Below are 17,674 nucleotides of genomic sequence, written 5' to 3' on the forward strand. Positions count from 1 at the left end.
ACAAAGGCTTGCCTATCTGTGAAGGAAACCTGAAATTTATAAGGAAGGAAAGCAATCCCTTACCAGAATCAAGTAGCTTTGTTGCCCTTTGGCTTAAACTGTACCTCAGAAATCTATTATCTACCTAAATGACTTTTAAGCAAACCGTTTTACAGGAGCTGTTCGTCCTCATCAGGCAAGAAGGCCTAAGTCATTTAAATGAGCAGGAAATCCTTTCCCGCATTGACATTTCCTCGGCTACGTTTAATGAATTCTTCCAAAGCATGGAAGATATGGTGACCCAGGTGGTGTCCTTTGACCTGGAGAGCCGCAAGCAAGAACATGACCGTCTGTTTGCCATTGAACCTAGCTCGGTACGCCGGCTGCTGCTGATGGTGCAGCTGGGCCTGGAGTCGCTTCAGGAATCAAAGCCTTCGCTCTTAAAAGAGTTGCAGGAATTCTACCCTAACGCGTGGGCGCTCTACTGGAACCACTCCAATGAATACACGGCCTATGTGGTCTATGATATCCTGAATGAGGGCGTCTTAACCAAGGAATTAAGAAGTGACCTTAACATTCAGCTGGTAACCAAGATCATGTTGGAGCAGCTGTCTATGCTGGTGAACCCTGGTATTTTCCCGCCAGACAAATTCAATATTTCTGAGGTTTTCAGGAGTATTTTCCTGTACTACATTAGGGGCCTCTGTTCAGAAGACGGCATGAGAAAAGTGGAGGATTTCTTCTCTAAACTGAAATAGAACTCGGCTGGGCCGAATAAACAAAGCGGGGCTGCCAGATAAAACTGGCAGCCCCGCTTTTTTAGGGGTGAAGGAATGGGTTAGTTAATGGAAACCCGCACTTTTTGGGTGAATTCGCGCAGGGCGGTCTTGAAGTCCGCGCCGTTGTCTCCCATGTGGTTCAAGATCCAGATGGCGCCAAACACGTGGGTCAGTTTCTCACCCTCGTCTTCGCCTTCAATCTCAAAGGACGGGGTTTCCTCGTTGAGCAGTTGCTCTTCGGCTTCGCGCAGGCTTTCAATGGTCTGCGTTTCCACCAGTTTTTTAATGGCAGGTATTTTCATGTCTGTCTTAGGCTAGTTTTTGCACCATGCTTACCACGTACTCTTCTTTGCTGGTGGCGGCGCCTTCTACCAGTTCACCGTTTTTGAACACGGCAAAGAAAGGCAGGTTGGTGACACCCGCCAGCTTGCGGGCCTCGGGGCTGTTTTCAGCGTTCACGTCTACAAAGGCCACGTTGGCAAACTCCTCATTGGCGGCCATACGCTTGAACTTAGGGGAAAACAGGCGGCAGTTGCCACACCAATCGGCAAAATACTTCACTACTACGCGCTCATTGTTCTGGAGCACGTCCTGGAAATCTGTATCGGTTGCTTGAATGATAGCCATAAAATTTATGTAAGTACATTAAAATAAAAATCAATACGCAAAATTAGCGTTTATGCGGCACTTTTCAGAAAACAAGCCTAAACTGGCGGGCTAATCTTTGGTGGGTTTGGCCGTGGAGTCTGCCGCGCTGGCAAAGAGCTTCCCGCGTCTGGACGGCTTGGTCTTGAGCGTAATCTGCTCAATGATCTTGTCCTTGGGGAAGGAAACCAACCACGCCCCCCGCAACTGCTCTTCCTCATACCCGTCTGGCTGCCCCTGCGCCGAAAACACCCGCAGCTTATCTAACTCCTGGGCCGTGAAATCAAGCAGGCTGGGCTCATCACAGCTGGCGCAATTACGCCTTCTGATCACAATAGGCCGCTGGTATTGGAAGGTAGCCTCCGGGGTAAGCTTTACCCTGGCAGCCGGGGCTTCCTTTCTAAGTGAGGAAGTCTTGGCAGGGAAGAACTTGCTGGCCTCTGCCGAAGAACTAAACGTGACCCGTTCCAAGGTGGCGTTGTAGCGTTTGAGAATAGCGTTTACCGTGGGCAGTTTGTCTGGTTGGGCCACAAACAGGGCCTGCTCTTTGGGTTGGCTCTCGGCTAGCTGCAGGAAGGCCCCTTCCACCAGTTTGGTTATGGTGTCACCGGCGGCCTGGGCCTGCTTCTCCATGTCTTCAGGCATGATGCGCTTTACTTTGTGCCGTTCTGCCTCTACGGCCATTTCCTTGCCCCGCTCCAATTTCTCTGGCTCACAGCCCCAGGTAAAAAAACCAAGGGTAAGGCAGAGCAGGCATAGCGTATATTTTGTCATAAGAAGATTTTCTCAAAGGCACCCCTTGCAAAAGGTGTAACAAAGATGGGACTTGCCTTGGTTATTCACAACGCAAAAACGGGCGGTTTCATTCAAAGGGGGTGGTAGCAAAAGGGATAGTGGTTTCTGTTTTGAGCCTATTTTCGCAAAAACAGGCTCAAAACAGCCAGAAGAACAAAGAGCCCGCCGTGGATGCGGCGGGCTCTCCTTTAGGTTAAAGGATTATTGTTTCTATTAAGGTTGCAGCACCACTGGTTCACCTAAGCCCAGGTCTTTGAGGCCGCTTAACTGAGTTTTGGCGTCACCTACCACCACGTACACCATTTTATTGGGGTCAATGTAAGTATTGATGAGGCTTTTGGCCTGGTCATAGCTGAGGCTTTGCAGGGCGGTCAGGTTCTGCTTGAGATAATCTGAAGGCAGGTTGTAGGTGCTGATGGTTTCCAGCAGGTTTACCAAGCTACCCAGAGTCTCAAAACTCAGGGCCGTTTCTTTGAACATGGCGCCTTTGGTAGTAGCCAGGTCTTTCTCTGAGTAGCTGGTGCCGTACCCTTTCAAGATCTCGTCAATGGTCTGCAGAGACTCTTTGGTAACGTTGGTACGCACGCTGGAAGACGTAACGAAAGGACCTGGGGCGGTAGGCCTGCGGGAGAAACCCGAGCCAGCCCCGTACGTGTATCCTTTCTGCAGCCTGAGCACACTGAACAGGGTAGAGGCTGAGCCCGCGCCCAGCTTATGGTTAATGGCCTGCAGCGCCATGTAATCTTTGGAACCGGCCGGTACTGCCAGGTATCCCGCGTAAATCACCGACTGCTTGGCATCTGGCTGGTCAATGAAATACAGGCGGGCAGTAGGCTTGGCAGTAGCGGTCACCACCGAAGGCAAGGTCACTTTCTTGGCGGCCCATTTCTGCTCCAGCCCTGCCAGGGCGCTGGCCACAGTTGGTTGTTTAATATCCCCCGCCACCTGGAAGCTGGCCACACTTGGTGAGAAGTTCTTTTGGTAGTAGTCTTTCACATCTTGCAGCGTAATGGCCTGCACGGTTTCCAGGGTACCGCTGGTAGGGTAGGCAAAACGGCTGTCCTGGCCGTACACTACTTTGTTAAAGGCCAAGGAAGCCATGATAGCCGGGTTGGCCTGATTCTGCTTGATTCGGTTAAGGGCGGCCTGTTTGGCTTTGCCGAACTCAGCCTCATCCCAGCGCGGTTCCAGCAGAATTTCCTCTACCAGTTTCATGACCTGCGCAAAATTGCGGGAAAGCGTGTTACCAGACAGCGTGATGTCTTCAGAGGAGGAGTTCACGTTGATGAAGGCCCCCAATTGGCCTACGGCTTCTTCCAGCTGCTGCGGGGTCTTGTTTTTAGTGCCTTCCAGCAACATGGCGTCTAACAGAGCGGCGGTTCCTATCTTTTTAGGGTCATCCAGCTGCATCCCGCCCTTAATCTGCACGCTAAACTGAACCAATGGCAGTTCGTGCTGCTCAATGCCATACACTTTCATGCTGTTCTTGAGTTGGCTGGTCCAGATGGCGGGTGGTGTGAATTTGAAGTTATTGCTTAGCGCCGGCCGTTTGCTGCGGTCAATTTTGGAAGGGGTCTTGGCAAACGAGGTGGGCTCTTTGCCGGTGTTGGTGCCTTCGGCCCCGGCCACCACTTTCTCTTCCACCACCTCGGCTTTCACAGCCCCTTTCAAAGCCAGTTCTTCCTGGCCTTTGGGCACGAAGCTGGTGGCCACGTAGGGCTTGCCTTTAATGTATTTCAGGTACACGTTCATGATGTCCTGGGCAGTGACGGCCTGAGTCATGGCAATGTCTTTTTTGGCGTAGCCCGGGTCACCGGCAAACTCATTGTACTGGGCCAGCTGGAAGGCTTTGTTCTGCAGGCTGGAGATGCCGTTGTAAAGGGCGGTTTCCTGTTTTATTTTAAGTCTTTCCAGCTCTTTCGCGTTTACGCCTTCTTTCTCAAACCGGTCAAAGGCGGCGAAGATAGCGGCCTGCACGTCGTCCAGGTCTTTCTGGTCAAAGGTGCGCACGCGTATCCTGAACGTACCCGCAATCTCCTGAGAGCTTTGCCCGGCCGAAGCGCCCGGTGCCAGCTTGCGCTCCTCCACAATCACCCGTTCAAAAGGAGAATTCTTGCCTTCAGCCAGCAGGCTACCCAGCATACTTAAGGCGTAGGAGTCTTTGTGGTACTGCTCCACGGTGGGGTACACCATGGTCAGCTCCGGCAGATTGGCGAAGTTATCCACGTGGAAAAGTGACTTGGTAGCCGTGAGTTTGGCGGGCATGGGCGCCAGTTTCTTCACCTCGGGCTTGGTCTTGAGTTCCCCGAAGTACTTCTCAATCATGGCTTTGGCGTTGGCCGTCTCAAAGTCGCCGGTGAACACCAGGGTGGCGTTGCTGGCCCCGTACCACTGGTTGTAGAATTCTTTCACATCGGCTAGGGTGGCGTTCTGCAAATCTTCCAGGGAACCAATTACTTCCCAGTTGTAAGGATGGCTGGCCGGATACAGGTTCTTCAAGATCACATAGTTGGTGTGTCCGTAGGGTTGGTTATCCACACGCTGGCGCTTTTCATTCTTCACCACCTGTTTCTCGTTCTCCAGGCCCCACTCGCTCACGGTATTGATGAAAAAGCCCATGCGGTCAGACTCCATCCAGAGTATGCGCTCCAGGGCGTCTTTGGGAACAGTCTCATAATACACGGTACCGTCTGTGAACGTACCCCCGTTAAAGGAGCCGCCTATCTGGTTCACGTTCTTGATGAAGTTGCCCTTGCCTACGTTCTCTGAGTTCTGGAAGAGCATATGCTCAAAAAAGTGCGCGAAGCCGGTGCGGCCTGGTTTCTCACGGTTAGAGCCCACGTGGTACATAATGGCTACTGCCACCTTGGGGTCAGATTTATCCTGATGCAGCACCACCTCCAGGCCGTTGGCCAGCTTATACTTCTCAAACGGCAGGTTAAACTGCCCGCCGGTGCTGGTGCCTTGTTTGGCGGCGGGGGCGGCGGTTTTAGCCACGGGCTTAGTGGCCTGCGCGCGTATGGGTTGCAGCGTACTAAGGGCCAAACCGCCCAGCAATGCGGTAAGGCAAACGGTTTTAAGGGGATGATGCATAAAAGGAATTTTAAAGTAGACGTTCCGGACTAGGGGCAGAGATAAGGTATATTTTCTAATTTGTCTAGGTAAAAGAGAATTTCTTACACTTAATATTGATAAAAAAGACTGAAAAATAAAAGCCTACCAGTCAACCATTTACCAGCCTGGCAGTAGGTTTAGGTTTTGGGCTCTGTCAGATTTTGGATTATATTAGCCAATAGGCCTTGAGGGTAGGAAAGGGGCTTTGGTTATATTTCTGTTTTAAGCCCGTTTTTAGGAAAACAGGCCTAAAACAGCTGCCTGACGCTTGGCCCAGGGAATATCATTTTTTTGCCTTACTTATTTTAAATCCGTTAACCCACTTACCTGAAGGGAATTCCGTTACCTGTTCTGGCATGAAAAACCGTAAACTCATTGTCATTTTATTCAGCATAGCCGCTTTGCTGGCCTTTGCCTCCCTGGCCCTTACCTTCTACCTCACCGGCCGCATTGAATGGCTGCGGTTAGTCACGTTCCTGTTTTCTGGTATCTTGGCCTATGTAATCTATACCCGCAAATGAGACGTCTGCACTCCTTTTTCTTAGCATCGGCCTTAGCCTTGGTCTGCTTTACCCAAGCCTTTGGTCAGGCCCCAGAAATCCCTAAGAACCACTATGGCTTGCCAGTGGTCACCAAAGTGAGCTTGTACCGGCAGTTGGTGGCGCAAAACCCTGCCCATGAGCTGGTAGAGTTGGCCTCTTATTTACCCGGCCTAGTACTGGACATCAAATACGCCACCCCTGATAACCTGGTAAAAGAACCGGTGTACACCGTTGCCACCGCCTATGCGCGCAAGCCCGTGGCAGACGCCTTGCGCCAGATCCAAGCCGACCTGAAACCACTGGGCTTGGGCCTCAAGATTTATGACGGCTACCGTCCGTACCGGGTCACAGAGATCTTCTTTAAAAAAGTAAAGGAGAAAGACTATGTGGCCAACCCTAAAGACGGCTCCCGCCATAACCGGGGCTGTGCCATAGACCTCACCCTTATCACGCTGGCAGACGGGAAAGAAGTGCAGATGCCTACGCCGTATGATGCCACCGTGGAGCAGTCGCATGCTGATTACCCGCACGTACCGGAAGAGGCCAAGAAAAACAGAGCTTTGCTGATAAGTGCCATGGAGCGCCACGGCTTTAAAGTCTTCCCCAAGGAATGGTGGCATTATGACTTCAACGACTGGCGTGCTTACCCGCTCATGGATATCCCCTTTGAGAAATTGAAAGCCCTGAAAAGCAAATAACCGCCTCTGTTTTAGGCCTATTTTTGCCAAAACGGGCTTAAAACAAGAGTGGTCCCATCAATAGTTGCAGGGAAAAGGAAAAGGGGTTTATCTTGCCGCTTAAGACCAACCAATCCTTTCTCCCTATGCACCTTTTTTACCCTCTCCGCAGGGTCGCCGTTCTGGCGTCTCTCTTGCTATTGCTCCACCTTAACGCCTTTGCCCAGCCATCGCCTAAGCGCGAGTTCCGGGGCGTCTGGATTGCCACCGTAGCCAACATTGACTGGCCCAGCCAGAAAGGCCTCTCGCCAGTGGTGCAGATGGACGAGTTTAGATATATCCTGGACGAGCACCAGAAAACCGGCATCAACGCGGTAATTGTGCAGGTGCGCCCCACCACCGATGCCCTCTACCGCAGCCAGAAAGAGCTTTGGTCCCATTGGCTTACCGGCAAGCAGGGTGAGTCACCCAACCCACCCTATGACCCGCTGGCTTTCCAGATTGAGGAGGCTCACAAGCGCGGCATGGAGTTCCATGCCTGGTTTAACCCCTACCGCGCCACCCATGACACCGTGCGGGCTAACATCTCCAAAGATCACATCACGCGCAAGAAACCTGAATGGTTTATTCAATACGGTGGCAAATACTACTTTAAGCCCGGTCTCCCCGAAGTTCGCCAGTACATCATTGGCGTGATCATGGACGTGGTGCGCAACTATGACGTAGACGCCATCCACTTTGACGATTACTTCTACCCGTACCCCACCAAAGACGCCTTCCCAGATGATGAGGATTTTGCCGCCTATGGCACCAACTTCACCAACAAGGATGACTGGCGCCGCTACAACGTAGATGAGGTGATCAGGGTGCTTTCAGACAGCATCAAGAAGGAGAAGCCGTACGTGAAATTCGGGATAAGCCCGTTTGGCATCTGGCGCAACAAAACTGAGCTGGAACCCCGCGGCTCAGACTCCAAGGGCGGTATCACCAACTATGACCACCTCTACGCCGACATCAGGGGCTGGCTGGAGAAAGGCTGGATTGACTACAACGTGCCGCAAATCTACTTCCACCTGGGCCACCCCAACGCCGACTACGGCAAGCTGCTGGACTGGTGGGCCAAGAACAGCTTCGGGAAACATTTTTACGTAGGGCAGGGGCCTTATAAGATCAACAATGACCGCGTATACAAGCAGTGGAGTGACCCGCTGGAGACCGGTCGCCAGATCAGGCTCAACCGCCAGACCCCCAACGTGCAGGGCAGCGTGTACTTCAGCTCCAGATCCGTGATGGACAACCCCAACGGAATTCAGGACAGCCTGCGCCAGTACTACTACAAGAATCTGGCCCTGCTCCCCACCATGCCCTGGCTAGACAGCATCGCTCCCAACACCCCCACTGATTTGAAAGTTATCAACACCACAGACGCCGTGGCTTTGCGATGGAATGCCCCTGCAAAGGCCGCAGACGGCAATCTGGCCCGTTATTACGTGGTGTACCGTGTACCACAAGGCCAAACCATTAACTTGGAAAACCCGGCCCATATGCTAGCTATCCACAACGGCGGCACCACCTACACAGATACTTCGGCGCAGGCCGGAAAGCCGTATACCTATGCTGTAACTGCTGTGGACCGCCTTCATAATGAAAGCAAGCTCTCCCGCCCGGCCACCGGCAAGCGGAAGAAGTAGCCTTTTTGATTTGAAAATTTGGAGATGAAGAAATGTGAAGATGTGTCATTTCTATTTCTTAGATCAGCTGGTCTTTCATAATTATAGGATTATAGGCCAACGTGATCAACGGCGTTTTGAGGCCGTTTTTCAGAAAACAGGCATAAAACGGGAGGCAAGGTTTGTCTCCCGTTTTTTATGAATTATTGCGTAGTTTTAAGGCATCTAACCTATTCACTATTTTCTCAAAAGATATGAACGTACGCATAGAGAAAGACACAATGGGGCCGGTAGAGGTACCCGCCGATAAATACTGGGGCGCCCAGACCCAACGGTCCAAAGAGAACTTCACTATCGGGGGCCAGTTAATGCCTACTGAGGTGATTGAGGCCTTCGCGATCTTAAAGAAAGCCGCCGCTTACACCAACGCAGAATTAGGCGTATTGTCCCAGGACAAGGCTGAGATCATTGGCCGCGTGTGTGATGAGATTCTGGCCGGTGACCTAGCCGATCAATTCCCGCTGGTAGTATGGCAGACCGGTTCTGGTACCCAGAGCAACATGAACGTGAATGAGGTAGTAGCCAACCGCGCACACGTGTTGCTGGGCGGTGACCTCATGGACGAGAAGAAGAAGATTCACCCCAATGATGACGTGAACAAATCACAGTCCTCTAATGACACGTTCCCTACGGCCATGCACATTGCGGCCTACAAGATCGTGACCCAGCATACCCTGCCCCTGGTACAGAAGTTGCGTGATACCCTTCACGCCAAGTCTCAGGAGTTCATGCACGTGGTGAAGATTGGCCGTACGCACTTAATGGATGCCACGCCGCTCACCCTGGGCCAAGAACTCTCTGGCTACGTGTCTCAGCTGGACCATGGCATGCGTGCCCTTAGAAACACCTTAGATCACCTAAGCGAGCTGGCCTTGGGCGGCTCTGCCGTAGGAACCGGCCTCAACACGCCACAAGGCTATGCTGAGAAGGTGGCCCAAAAGATCTCTGAATTCTCTGGCTTGGATTTGAAGACCGCCGAGAATAAGTTTGAGTCTTTGGCCGCTCATGACGCCATGGTGGAAACCCACGGTGCCCTGAAACAACTGGCCGTGAGTCTGATGAAAATTGCCAATGACATCCGTCTGCTGGCTTCTGGCCCACGTTCGGGTATAGGGGAGATCATCATCCCTGAGAACGAGCCTGGTTCTTCTATCATGCCTGGCAAAGTGAACCCAACCCAAGCTGAGGCTATGACCATGGTCTGCGCCCAGGTAATGGGCAATGACGTAGCCGTGTCAGTAGGAGGGATGAATGGCCACTTTGAACTGAACGTGTTCAAGCCGGTGATGATCTTTAACCTGCTCATGAGCGCCCGCCTGATCGGTGATGCCTGTGACTCCTTTGACAAGCACTGCGCCGTGGGTATTGAGCCAAACTATGAGGTGATCAAACGCCAACTGGATAACTCTTTGATGCTGGTAACCGCCCTGAACCCGCACGTAGGGTATGACAATGCCGCCAAGATCGCCAAGAAGGCCCATAAAGAAGGCACCACCCTTCGCCAGGCCGCCCTGGACCTAGGCTTGTTAACCGATGAGCAGTTCACCGAGTGGGTACGCCCTGAGGACATGATTGGGAGCTTAAAGAAGTAATTGCTGTTTTAGGCCTGTTTTGGCCAAAACGTGCTTTAAACAGAAAAGGCCCTTTTGCAGAAGCAGAAGGGCCTTTTCTGTTTTAATGGGGCAAAAGAAAAGGAGCTTCTTTGGGAAGCTCCTTTCTTAAAAGAGGGGAGATCTTATCTCTCTCTCCAGTAGTCAATGTGGGTTGATTTACCTGGAGTTGAGAATGTTCCACGCAAGAAGAAGGTGTACACCCTGCCCAAGGCCAAAGTAGTGATGGCTGACGTAGAAGTGGAAGGATAAGACAGATATTTAACTTCACCGGCTCCGGTACCATATGTACCTGCTTTGTAGAAGTCAACTCTGTAATTCCCCAACGGCACCTCTACATAAGGGCCAATCTCTTTGAAGGCAATATTTCTGGCAATAACCGTTTTCACCTCATCTTGCGCGGGCAAGGTAGATGTTGCCGCTCTGGCCTGGCGGGTAGCCACCACATCAAAATTATAAGGCGCATTGGCTATGGTGTTCATAAACCTGAAATACACTTTTGAGAAGTCTAGCTCAGGTAATTGGTCACGGGTTACCACAATGTCATAATTAGCCGGAGTGATCACCTTGCCACAGTCAGGCGCTGCGGTGCCCATAACAGCCGGTGTACCCACTAAAAAGACAGAGTAATTGGTATTATTGTCTAAGGTTACCTGTTTCTGTGCCAAGAGATTGTAAGGGCTAGCAATTGGTTTCCAGGAAAGGGCCTTGCATGTGGCATCAAAGGAGGCCGGCTCCATAGTAGATGTATCTCTAACTGCCAGGTTAAAGGATCCTGATGGCACTAGGGCATATCCATATACAGACGGGTAGGTAGCTCCAAAAGCCAGGCCTCTCAAACCGTTGTTGGTGGTTGGGGAGAGAGCCGTAACCCTTTGGTCACCTAGATAAAAGTTAGTGAGAGGGGAGCCTTCCACATGGTTGTAAACTTTTATCTGAGATCCATTGGTGGCATAGGTGAACCGGTCTGGGATAGCATTCTCCTCGCAAGCTCCTAGCAGGAAACCCATAGCCAAGACAGCCGCTATTTTACTATATAGTCTTTTCATAATATCTCTGGTTATTACTTCTTACTGAACCACATTTCATACGTATGGTAATCTGCGTTCAAAGCACCTATTCTTCTAAGTGCCTCTACGTTCCAGATATACTCAGAATTGTATCTTGGTCTTACACGATAGGCAGGTTTGCCATTGTTAGACGCAAAGAAAGCCACATTAGCATCTGTAGGTAGTTTGTATCCTTTAAACACACGCTCTGCATCTGGGGTATTGATTACATCATAGCTTCCGCCATCTGGCCCACCTACATAGTGATATCTTCTAAGATCTGTCCATTGCTCCACAAAAGCCCACGCCCATTGTGCAATGTATTTCTGCAACATGATATGGGACAGTGTAAGGTTTGCAGCCGTAGCCGGCACAATAGCAGGACTTGCCATGTACTTGGTTCTGCGGGCGTCAAACTGTGCTTGTTCTGTGGCTGGGGTAAGAGACTTTACAAAGTCCATATGGGCGTTCACTGCCTTCTTGTAGGCATCTAGGGCAACTGTTCCCTGATTTGCTTTGAAAGCGGCTTCTGCTTTTGTGAACTGAAGCTGGGAATAAGTCATCAACGGGAATTTCACCGAATTTTGGAACAGGTATTTACCGGCAGCGGTAGCATTGGCAGCATCAGAAGTGGTTCCGTACAGGTTAAGAGGGCGTTGCGCGGTCACTGAATACTCTGTTACACCATTATACAATACGCCTCTGTACTGCCCGTCTCCTGCCGGAGCCAACATGGTAGTTAAACGTGGGTCTTTCAAGTGCTGGCCGGCAAAAGTAGTAGAGGGGTCCTGACCTATTAAAGCAGGGTCTCTCAATACTGGGTTGGTACCATCCATTAATTCCACAATAAACTTAGACTGGCGCACATTAGGGCTTACCAAGTTACCACGCATAGGGCCCCAAGCATTGGCATCTGCTGTCACTGATCCTGTAAATCTCACGCCTGCATCATCTGCATTGCTGGTGAAGGACTTATCAACATACTCAATCACCTTGGCAGGATTGTAAGATGCTTTGTTAGTTAAATGGTGCTCATTTAAAGCCAAAAGGCCATAAACAAACTTTCTCCATCTCTCTCTCTGTAAAACAACGGCATCTGCAGTGGTTCCGGTAGCACTACCATAAATCAGGTCAGACTCAGAGATTCTGGAGTTAGGGTTCTGATCCGGGCCATTGGCTTTGTCAAGGCTTTCCAATGCTTTCATGGAAAGTCTTTTTACTTCCTCATACACTACCTGCTGCTCATCATAATCAAAGGCGGCCAAACTAGGGTCAAAAGCCTGGCTCATGATGATCTCTCCATGATAGTCTGTGGTGATCTGCCAGCTAAATGCTTGTATTGCGTATCCAATTCCGGCAAAGTCCCACTTTTTCTGCTCCTCAGCCTTAGCGATCAAGTCACGCAGGTTTAGACCAGCAGTGTAATAGGTAGAACGCCAGATTTGGCCTGCCGCATCACTAGCAGCTGCATAACCATGGCGGTCCCAGGTGGCGTCAGCCACCTGGCCATGCCAGTTTGCAATGTATTTGCCAATGTAACGGCCGTCAAACTGAACCGCTGATGCTAGTTCTGAAAGGATAGGGGCTAGGTACAGATGCGGCTCTACTACCTGATCTGGACCATTAGGGTTCGTATTTACATCTAACCAATTTTCACACCCGCTGGTGGTGAATAAACTGGCCGCGATTAAAGTTGAAACAAATATCTTTCTCATTTTTTTGCTAATTAAAATCCAATATTAACCCCCACGTTCACACCCATTGGCATTGGCAGGTTACCATAGTCAAAACCATAGCCACCGCTACCGCCTGTTGCCAAACTGGTTGCGCTACCCACTGGGTCAAGACCAGAATAATTGGTGATTAAGAATAAGTCTGTACCAGTTACAAACACGCTGGCAGACTTAGCTACCTTGGTTCTTTGTAGGAGGCTGGTTGGCAGAGAATAACGGAGCGTTACGTCTCTTAGGCGTACCCAGTGAACATCTTTTTCAATATAGTCTACCTCACCGGCAGAAGCCGCATAGAAGTTGGCATCCAGAACAGGGTTGATCACAATGTTGTTTCTGGTAGGGTTCTCAGTATCCTGTAGACCATCTGCCAATACCCCGTCAAATACTCTTGGCGTGAAACGGTCAAGGCTTCTCATGCTCAAACCACGCACAGTTAAGAAGTGCTCAGTGGCATTGAACACATCGCCTCCTTTTCTGATTTCAAACAAGAAGTTCAAAGAAAGGCTCTTATACTTGAAGGTGTTACCCACACCCATCATAAAGTCTGGTGTTCTGTCGCCTACCACTTTCCACTCAGTTAAGTCACGAAGCGGGAAACCATTAGAAGGGTTGATCAGGATTTCTCCTTTTTTATTTCTCTGGTACTCATAAGCGGTGAAGGAGTTAACCGGGCCACCTACACGGGCACCATTACGTACGTTGTTGTATAACCAAGTATCTGAACTGTAATACTCTGGGATGGAAGGAGGTAGCTTTACCAGGGTAGAATAGTTGTGGCTGAAGTTCACGTTCATGTCCCAGCTAAAGTCCTTGATGATAAGAGGAGTAGCGTTGATCTGGAATTCATACCCGCCTGTCTCAATCTCACCGGCGTTGAAAGTTTTCAGTACAAAGCCTGTTCCATAAGAAAGACGCATACCTCTTACAATCTGGTCTTTGGAGACTTTTCTATACAAGGCAAAGTCAGCACCTAAACGGTCATTGAAAAACTTCACTTCAGCACCTACTTCATAAGAGGTAGTTTTTTCTGGAAGCAATGCTTCTGCCGGGCCATTGAAAGCATAGCCAAAGCCACCACCAGTGGTAGATCTAGGCTCCAGCCAAGGACGGATCATGTAAGGGTCAGCATCTTTCCCTACCTGCGCGGCAGAGGCTCTCAGTTTACCAAAAGAAAGTACGTTCTTAAATTCTGCCAAAGGGGCCAATTCAGTAAAGACGAAGCTTACGCTAGCAGAAGGGTAAAAGAAGGAGTTATTTACTACTGGTAGGGTAGAGGTCCAGTCATTACGGCCGGTAAAGTTCAGATACAACATATCGTCGTAGCTCAACCCAAGGCTGCTGAACACACCCACTAAACGTCTTTGAGAAAGTCTGTTTCTACCACGGTTGGTGGTTGGGTCTGTGTTCTCAATAGAGAAAAGGCCAGGAGCCAGGAATTTCTGTCCGTTTACCGCCTGGGTGTAATAGTTCTGGTCATTAATGGCGCTACCAATTTTCAGGTCAGCTCCAATTTTATTATCCAGGAACTTTTTAGTGAACTGGCCATAGTACTGCACATTGATTACGCGGCCAGTATTTAAGCTTTGGTCAAAAATACCTCCGGTAGAGCCAGACATTCTGGATTCTGGGTGACGCACCTGCTTGATCTGCTGAGAATAATAGTCAAACCCTACGTTACCAACGAATTTGAACCAGGAAACAGGGTCAATCACAATCTTAGCGTTTGTTACATAAGAGTCACGGTCATTGTTGATAGGATTCTTATTTACGTTAAAGAACGGGTTCTCCAGTTCAGTGCTAGTAGAACTGGCAGAAAAAAACCGTCTGTTGCCATTCTCATCAAGGTAGTTTCTGGCGTCATCATTTGAGGGCCAGGACAGCAAGCCTAGCATTGGGCCGCCATTTACGTTGAATACTGACTCTACATTTGACTTTGTATAAGCGAAAGACACATCTGTAGAGATGTATTTGTTCAGCTTGGAGGTTACAGCAGAAGAAAGGTTGAATCTTTGCAAACCAGTATTAGGCACAAAAGAACCGGCATCTGTATAAGAGGCAGAAATTCTGTACGTAGAAGCTTCTGTTCCGCCAGAGAATGCCAGGTTGTGTCTCTGTGACGTCTGGGTTTGGAAGAAGTTCTTTACGTTGTCATAAAACTGGGTTCCCTCTGGGTAGGCTTCTCCAAAGTAGGTAGTAATGGTGGTTCCTTCATCAGTTACACCTTGCACCCCTCTGCCATATTGCTGCTGAATTTTAGGGTACTTTACAATGCGGTCCATTCTAAAGGTATTGCTGTAGTTGATGGAAGCAGTACCGGCTTTTCCTCTTTTGGTGGTAATCACAATAGCGCCAGAGGCTGCGTCAATCCCGTAAAGGGCAGAAGCTTCCGGTCCTTTTAGAATGGTAATGTTCTCAATATCTTCCGGGTTAATGTCTGCGGCCCTGTTACCATAGTCTACCCCTCTGTTCTCAAGAGTATTGGCAGTACCGGCAAAGTTGGCAGTACTGAAAGTACTATTACTTACAGGCAGACCATCTACCACGTATAATGGTTGGTTGCTACCGCTCAATGAGCTTACCCCCCTAATGGTTACAGAGGTAGAAGAACCAGGTAAACCTGAATTGGAATTCACCTCAACCCCGGCCACGCGGCCAGCTAAGGCATTCACGAAGTTCTCGCGCTGGGTTTGGGCTACATCAGCGCCTTTCACCTCAGTAATGGCATAGCCAAGGGCCGCTTTTCTTTCTTCAATACCTAATGCGGTTACTACCACCTCGTCCAGCGCTTTGGAGTCTGTTCTAAGCACTATATCAATGCTGTTGTTGTCGCCCACTGTTCTTTCTTGGGAGACTGTACCTATGAAACTGAACACTAAAACCCCGCCTACCGGGGCTTGAATTGAGTAGCGTCCGTTCCCGTCTGTGGAAGAACCTACGGTGGTACCTTTTACCACCACACTTACGCCGGGCATCGCCGAGCCGTCATCAGAAGAAGTCACCCTTCCGGTAATTGTCTTGCTTTGGGCAAAACCTGCCTGAGCTATGGATAAGCTCAAGACAAATAATAGTAGCCGTAACATTATTTTCATAAAAAAAGGATTTAGGGTACTGGAATGGAATTTTGTTTGTTGTTTTTTCTGTGTGCAATCAGAAGCCAATTCTACTACATAGGCACTTATTTAAAAGGAGGTTAGAGTAGGTGAAAAGTATTGCAAGTTATCCTATTTCATCAAAGGCTGAAAGATAAAATAAGGATTCGGTAAAAAAATTGGGTAACAAGACCAACTTTTTAAGCTTTTTTAAAGCTGTAATCTAATTCTTATCAAATCTTACAATAAAAATCAGCAACTTCACTCTGCCTCAAGCGCTTCACTTAAGCAGGTGCTTTCCCCTTTACAGATAGTTTCAAGTGGAAAATATAGAGAACCTGGTTAATGAATACAAGAGTTGTTTAATATTCTTAATTACTTTCTCCCAATTATTTAAAAATATTTTCTTATTGAGCAGGCAATCATGCAACTTTGATATTCATGAAGGTTGTGCCTTTGGCTCAGTAAGTTAATTTGCCAGGTAACACAAGGCCTTCCCCAAGTCAATTGTTTCAGCCTGTCAACTGGTATTATTTCTAATGTTTCACCTTTTACTTATTTCCCCGTGCAAGTCTCTTCTGCTGCTACCCAACACGTACTCACTCAGGAACCTTCTGCGGTACCTCCCAGAACCAGGCTCCGGTCACTAGACGTGTTTAGGGGCATTACTGTCCTGGCCATGATCCTGGTGAATAACCCAGGCAACTGGGGGAAAATCTATGCCCCCCTTAAGCACGCTCCCTGGAACGGATGTACTCCTACAGACCTGGTGTTCCCTTTCTTTTTATTTATAGTGGGGGTATCCATTGCCTACGCCCTGGTTGGTAGCAAACTGCACCCTGAGACCCACAACAAAACCTTGCTCAGGATTGTAAGGCGCGGGCTCACCCTGTTTGCCCTGGGTCTGTTCTTGTCACTGTTTCCTAAGTTTGCTTTTGAGACCGTGCGTATACCTGGGGTGTTGCAGCGCATTGGGGTAGTATTCATTCTGGCAGCCATAATCTTTTTAAAAACCGAAAAGCGTACGCAGCTAGTGATCATGGCGGTATTACTGGTGGGCTATTGGCTGGTGATGATGTTTGCCCCGGTACCCGGCATTGGCCAGTCCAACCTGCTGCCCACCACCAACCTGGCCGCCTGGCTGGATAATACCTTATTGCCCGGCCACCTGTGGAGCCAAACCAAGGTGTGGGACCCCGAAGGCGTTCTCAGTACCCTGCCTGCCATAGTCACCGCGCTTTTGGGCGTACAGGTGGGCCAATGGCTGAAGCAGAAAGATGAACCCGGCAACAAAATAGCCTGGCTGATGGTATGGGGCGTGATCTGTACCTGCCTGGGCCTTATCTGGGATCTGCATTTCCCTATCAACAAAAGCCTCTGGACCAGCTCCTATGTGCTCTATTCCGGCGGATTGGCTATGCTGGTGCTGGGATTATGCTACTGGCTCATTGACGTGAAAGGCTACCACCGCTTTACCACCCCGTTTTTAGTCTATGGCGTGAACGCCATTACAGTTTTCTTTCTGTCTGGGCTGATTCCGCGCATCATGGGCATGATTAAGGTAGACACGGCCGCCGGCGAGGTGGACAGCAAAACCTACCTCTACAATACTTTTTACACCACCTGGCTTTCGCCGTATAATGCCTCCCTGGCCTGGGCCCTCACCTGGATTCTTTTCTGGATGGTGATTTTATATGTGATGTATAGAAAGAACATTATCATCAAAGTATAAGCCCGGAACGGAAACCTGAGATAGAAGCTTCGGGTGTTTTGAGGCCGTTTTTGGAAAAACGGCCTCAAAACACCCGAAGCTTTTTTATTGGCAAGCATGCGTGCTTCTACTTCCTGATGCTTTAATTTTACCCCTTAGAAAAGGAGTGGCGGCCCAGCCGGAAGATAGGACAGGGGAGAATATGCTGACCTTCATACTTC

General features: G+C 49.6%; 13 protein-coding genes. 6 read left to right on the forward strand and 7 right to left on the reverse strand.

What is annotated here, in order from left to right; all coding sequences use genetic code 11:
• Positions 1–128 precede the first annotated feature (128 nt).
• Positions 129–737, forward strand: a complete 609-nt coding sequence (locus ACYVJQ_RS13950) for a TetR/AcrR family transcriptional regulator (RefSeq protein ID WP_460893717.1) — start codon at positions 129–131, stop codon at positions 735–737.
• Positions 738–817: 80 nt separating this feature from the next.
• On the opposite strand, the gene ACYVJQ_RS13955 is transcribed toward ACYVJQ_RS13950, so the two are convergent.
• From ACYVJQ_RS13955 to ACYVJQ_RS13970, 4 genes are all read right to left on the reverse strand, one after another.
• Positions 818–1,060 (reverse strand): DUF6952 family protein, encoded by a 243-nt coding sequence (locus tag ACYVJQ_RS13955; RefSeq protein WP_460893718.1) that lies wholly within the window; start codon positions 1,058–1,060, stop codon positions 818–820.
• Positions 1,061–1,067: 7 nt separating this feature from the next.
• Complete coding sequence (locus ACYVJQ_RS13960; RefSeq protein ID WP_048922142.1) at positions 1,068–1,385, reverse strand: thioredoxin family protein; 318 nt, start codon at positions 1,383–1,385, stop codon at positions 1,068–1,070.
• Positions 1,386–1,475: 90 nt separating this feature from the next.
• Positions 1,476–2,177: a hypothetical protein gene (locus ACYVJQ_RS13965; protein WP_460893719.1), complete on the reverse strand. Its 702-nt coding sequence runs from the start codon at positions 2,175–2,177 to the stop codon at positions 1,476–1,478.
• A 234-nt stretch (positions 2,178–2,411) separates the two neighbouring features.
• Positions 2,412–5,291, reverse strand: coding sequence for a M16 family metallopeptidase (locus tag ACYVJQ_RS13970; RefSeq protein ID WP_460893720.1), 2,880 nt, complete (start codon positions 5,289–5,291; stop codon positions 2,412–2,414).
• 377 nt (positions 5,292–5,668) lie between these two features.
• Here ACYVJQ_RS13970 and ACYVJQ_RS13975 point away from each other — a divergent pair, with 377 nt between their 5' ends.
• The 4 genes from ACYVJQ_RS13975 to fumC all read left to right on the forward strand — a co-directional run bounded on the left by ACYVJQ_RS13975 (position 5,669) and on the right by fumC (position 9,853).
• Positions 5,669–5,833 carry a hypothetical protein gene (locus ACYVJQ_RS13975; RefSeq protein WP_460893721.1) on the forward strand — a complete coding sequence of 55 codons (165 nt, stop codon included), beginning with the start codon at positions 5,669–5,671 and terminating at the stop codon, positions 5,831–5,833.
• A complete protein-coding gene (locus tag ACYVJQ_RS13980) occupies positions 5,830–6,552 on the forward strand; it encodes a M15 family metallopeptidase (RefSeq protein ID WP_460893722.1) in 723 nt (240 codons plus the stop codon). The genes ACYVJQ_RS13975 and ACYVJQ_RS13980 overlap by 4 nt, the downstream gene beginning before the upstream one ends.
• Before the next feature lie 125 nt (positions 6,553–6,677).
• A complete protein-coding gene (locus ACYVJQ_RS13985) occupies positions 6,678–8,222 on the forward strand; it encodes a glycoside hydrolase family 10 protein (protein WP_460893723.1) in 1,545 nt (514 codons plus the stop codon).
• Positions 8,223–8,455: 233 nt separating this feature from the next.
• Entirely contained in the window at positions 8,456–9,853 is a 1,398-nt protein-coding gene (gene fumC / locus ACYVJQ_RS13990) for a class II fumarate hydratase (RefSeq protein ID WP_460893724.1), read from the forward strand.
• Positions 9,854–9,996: 143 nt separating this feature from the next.
• Here the strand turns inward: fumC and ACYVJQ_RS13995 are convergent, their stop codons facing one another.
• Genes ACYVJQ_RS13995 through ACYVJQ_RS14005 form a run of 3 tightly spaced genes read right to left on the reverse strand, consistent with a single transcriptional unit; the run spans position 9,997 to position 15,742 of the window.
• Positions 9,997–10,920 carry a hypothetical protein gene (locus tag ACYVJQ_RS13995; RefSeq protein ID WP_460893725.1) on the reverse strand — a complete coding sequence of 308 codons (924 nt, stop codon included), beginning with the start codon at positions 10,918–10,920 and terminating at the stop codon, positions 9,997–9,999.
• Between the two features lie 14 nt (positions 10,921–10,934).
• Positions 10,935–12,635, reverse strand: a complete 1,701-nt coding sequence (locus ACYVJQ_RS14000; protein WP_460893726.1) for a SusD/RagB family nutrient-binding outer membrane lipoprotein — start codon at positions 12,633–12,635, stop codon at positions 10,935–10,937.
• A gap of 11 nt (positions 12,636–12,646) precedes the next feature.
• A complete protein-coding gene (locus ACYVJQ_RS14005) occupies positions 12,647–15,742 on the reverse strand; it encodes a SusC/RagA family TonB-linked outer membrane protein (RefSeq protein WP_460893727.1) in 3,096 nt (1,031 codons plus the stop codon).
• Positions 15,743–16,307: 565 nt separating this feature from the next.
• Here ACYVJQ_RS14005 and ACYVJQ_RS14010 point away from each other — a divergent pair.
• Entirely contained in the window at positions 16,308–17,474 is a 1,167-nt protein-coding gene (locus ACYVJQ_RS14010; protein ID WP_460893728.1) for an acyltransferase family protein, read from the forward strand.
• Positions 17,475–17,674: the final 200 nt, after the last annotated feature.

The sequence above is a fragment of the Rufibacter soli genome, from assembly GCF_054781795.1.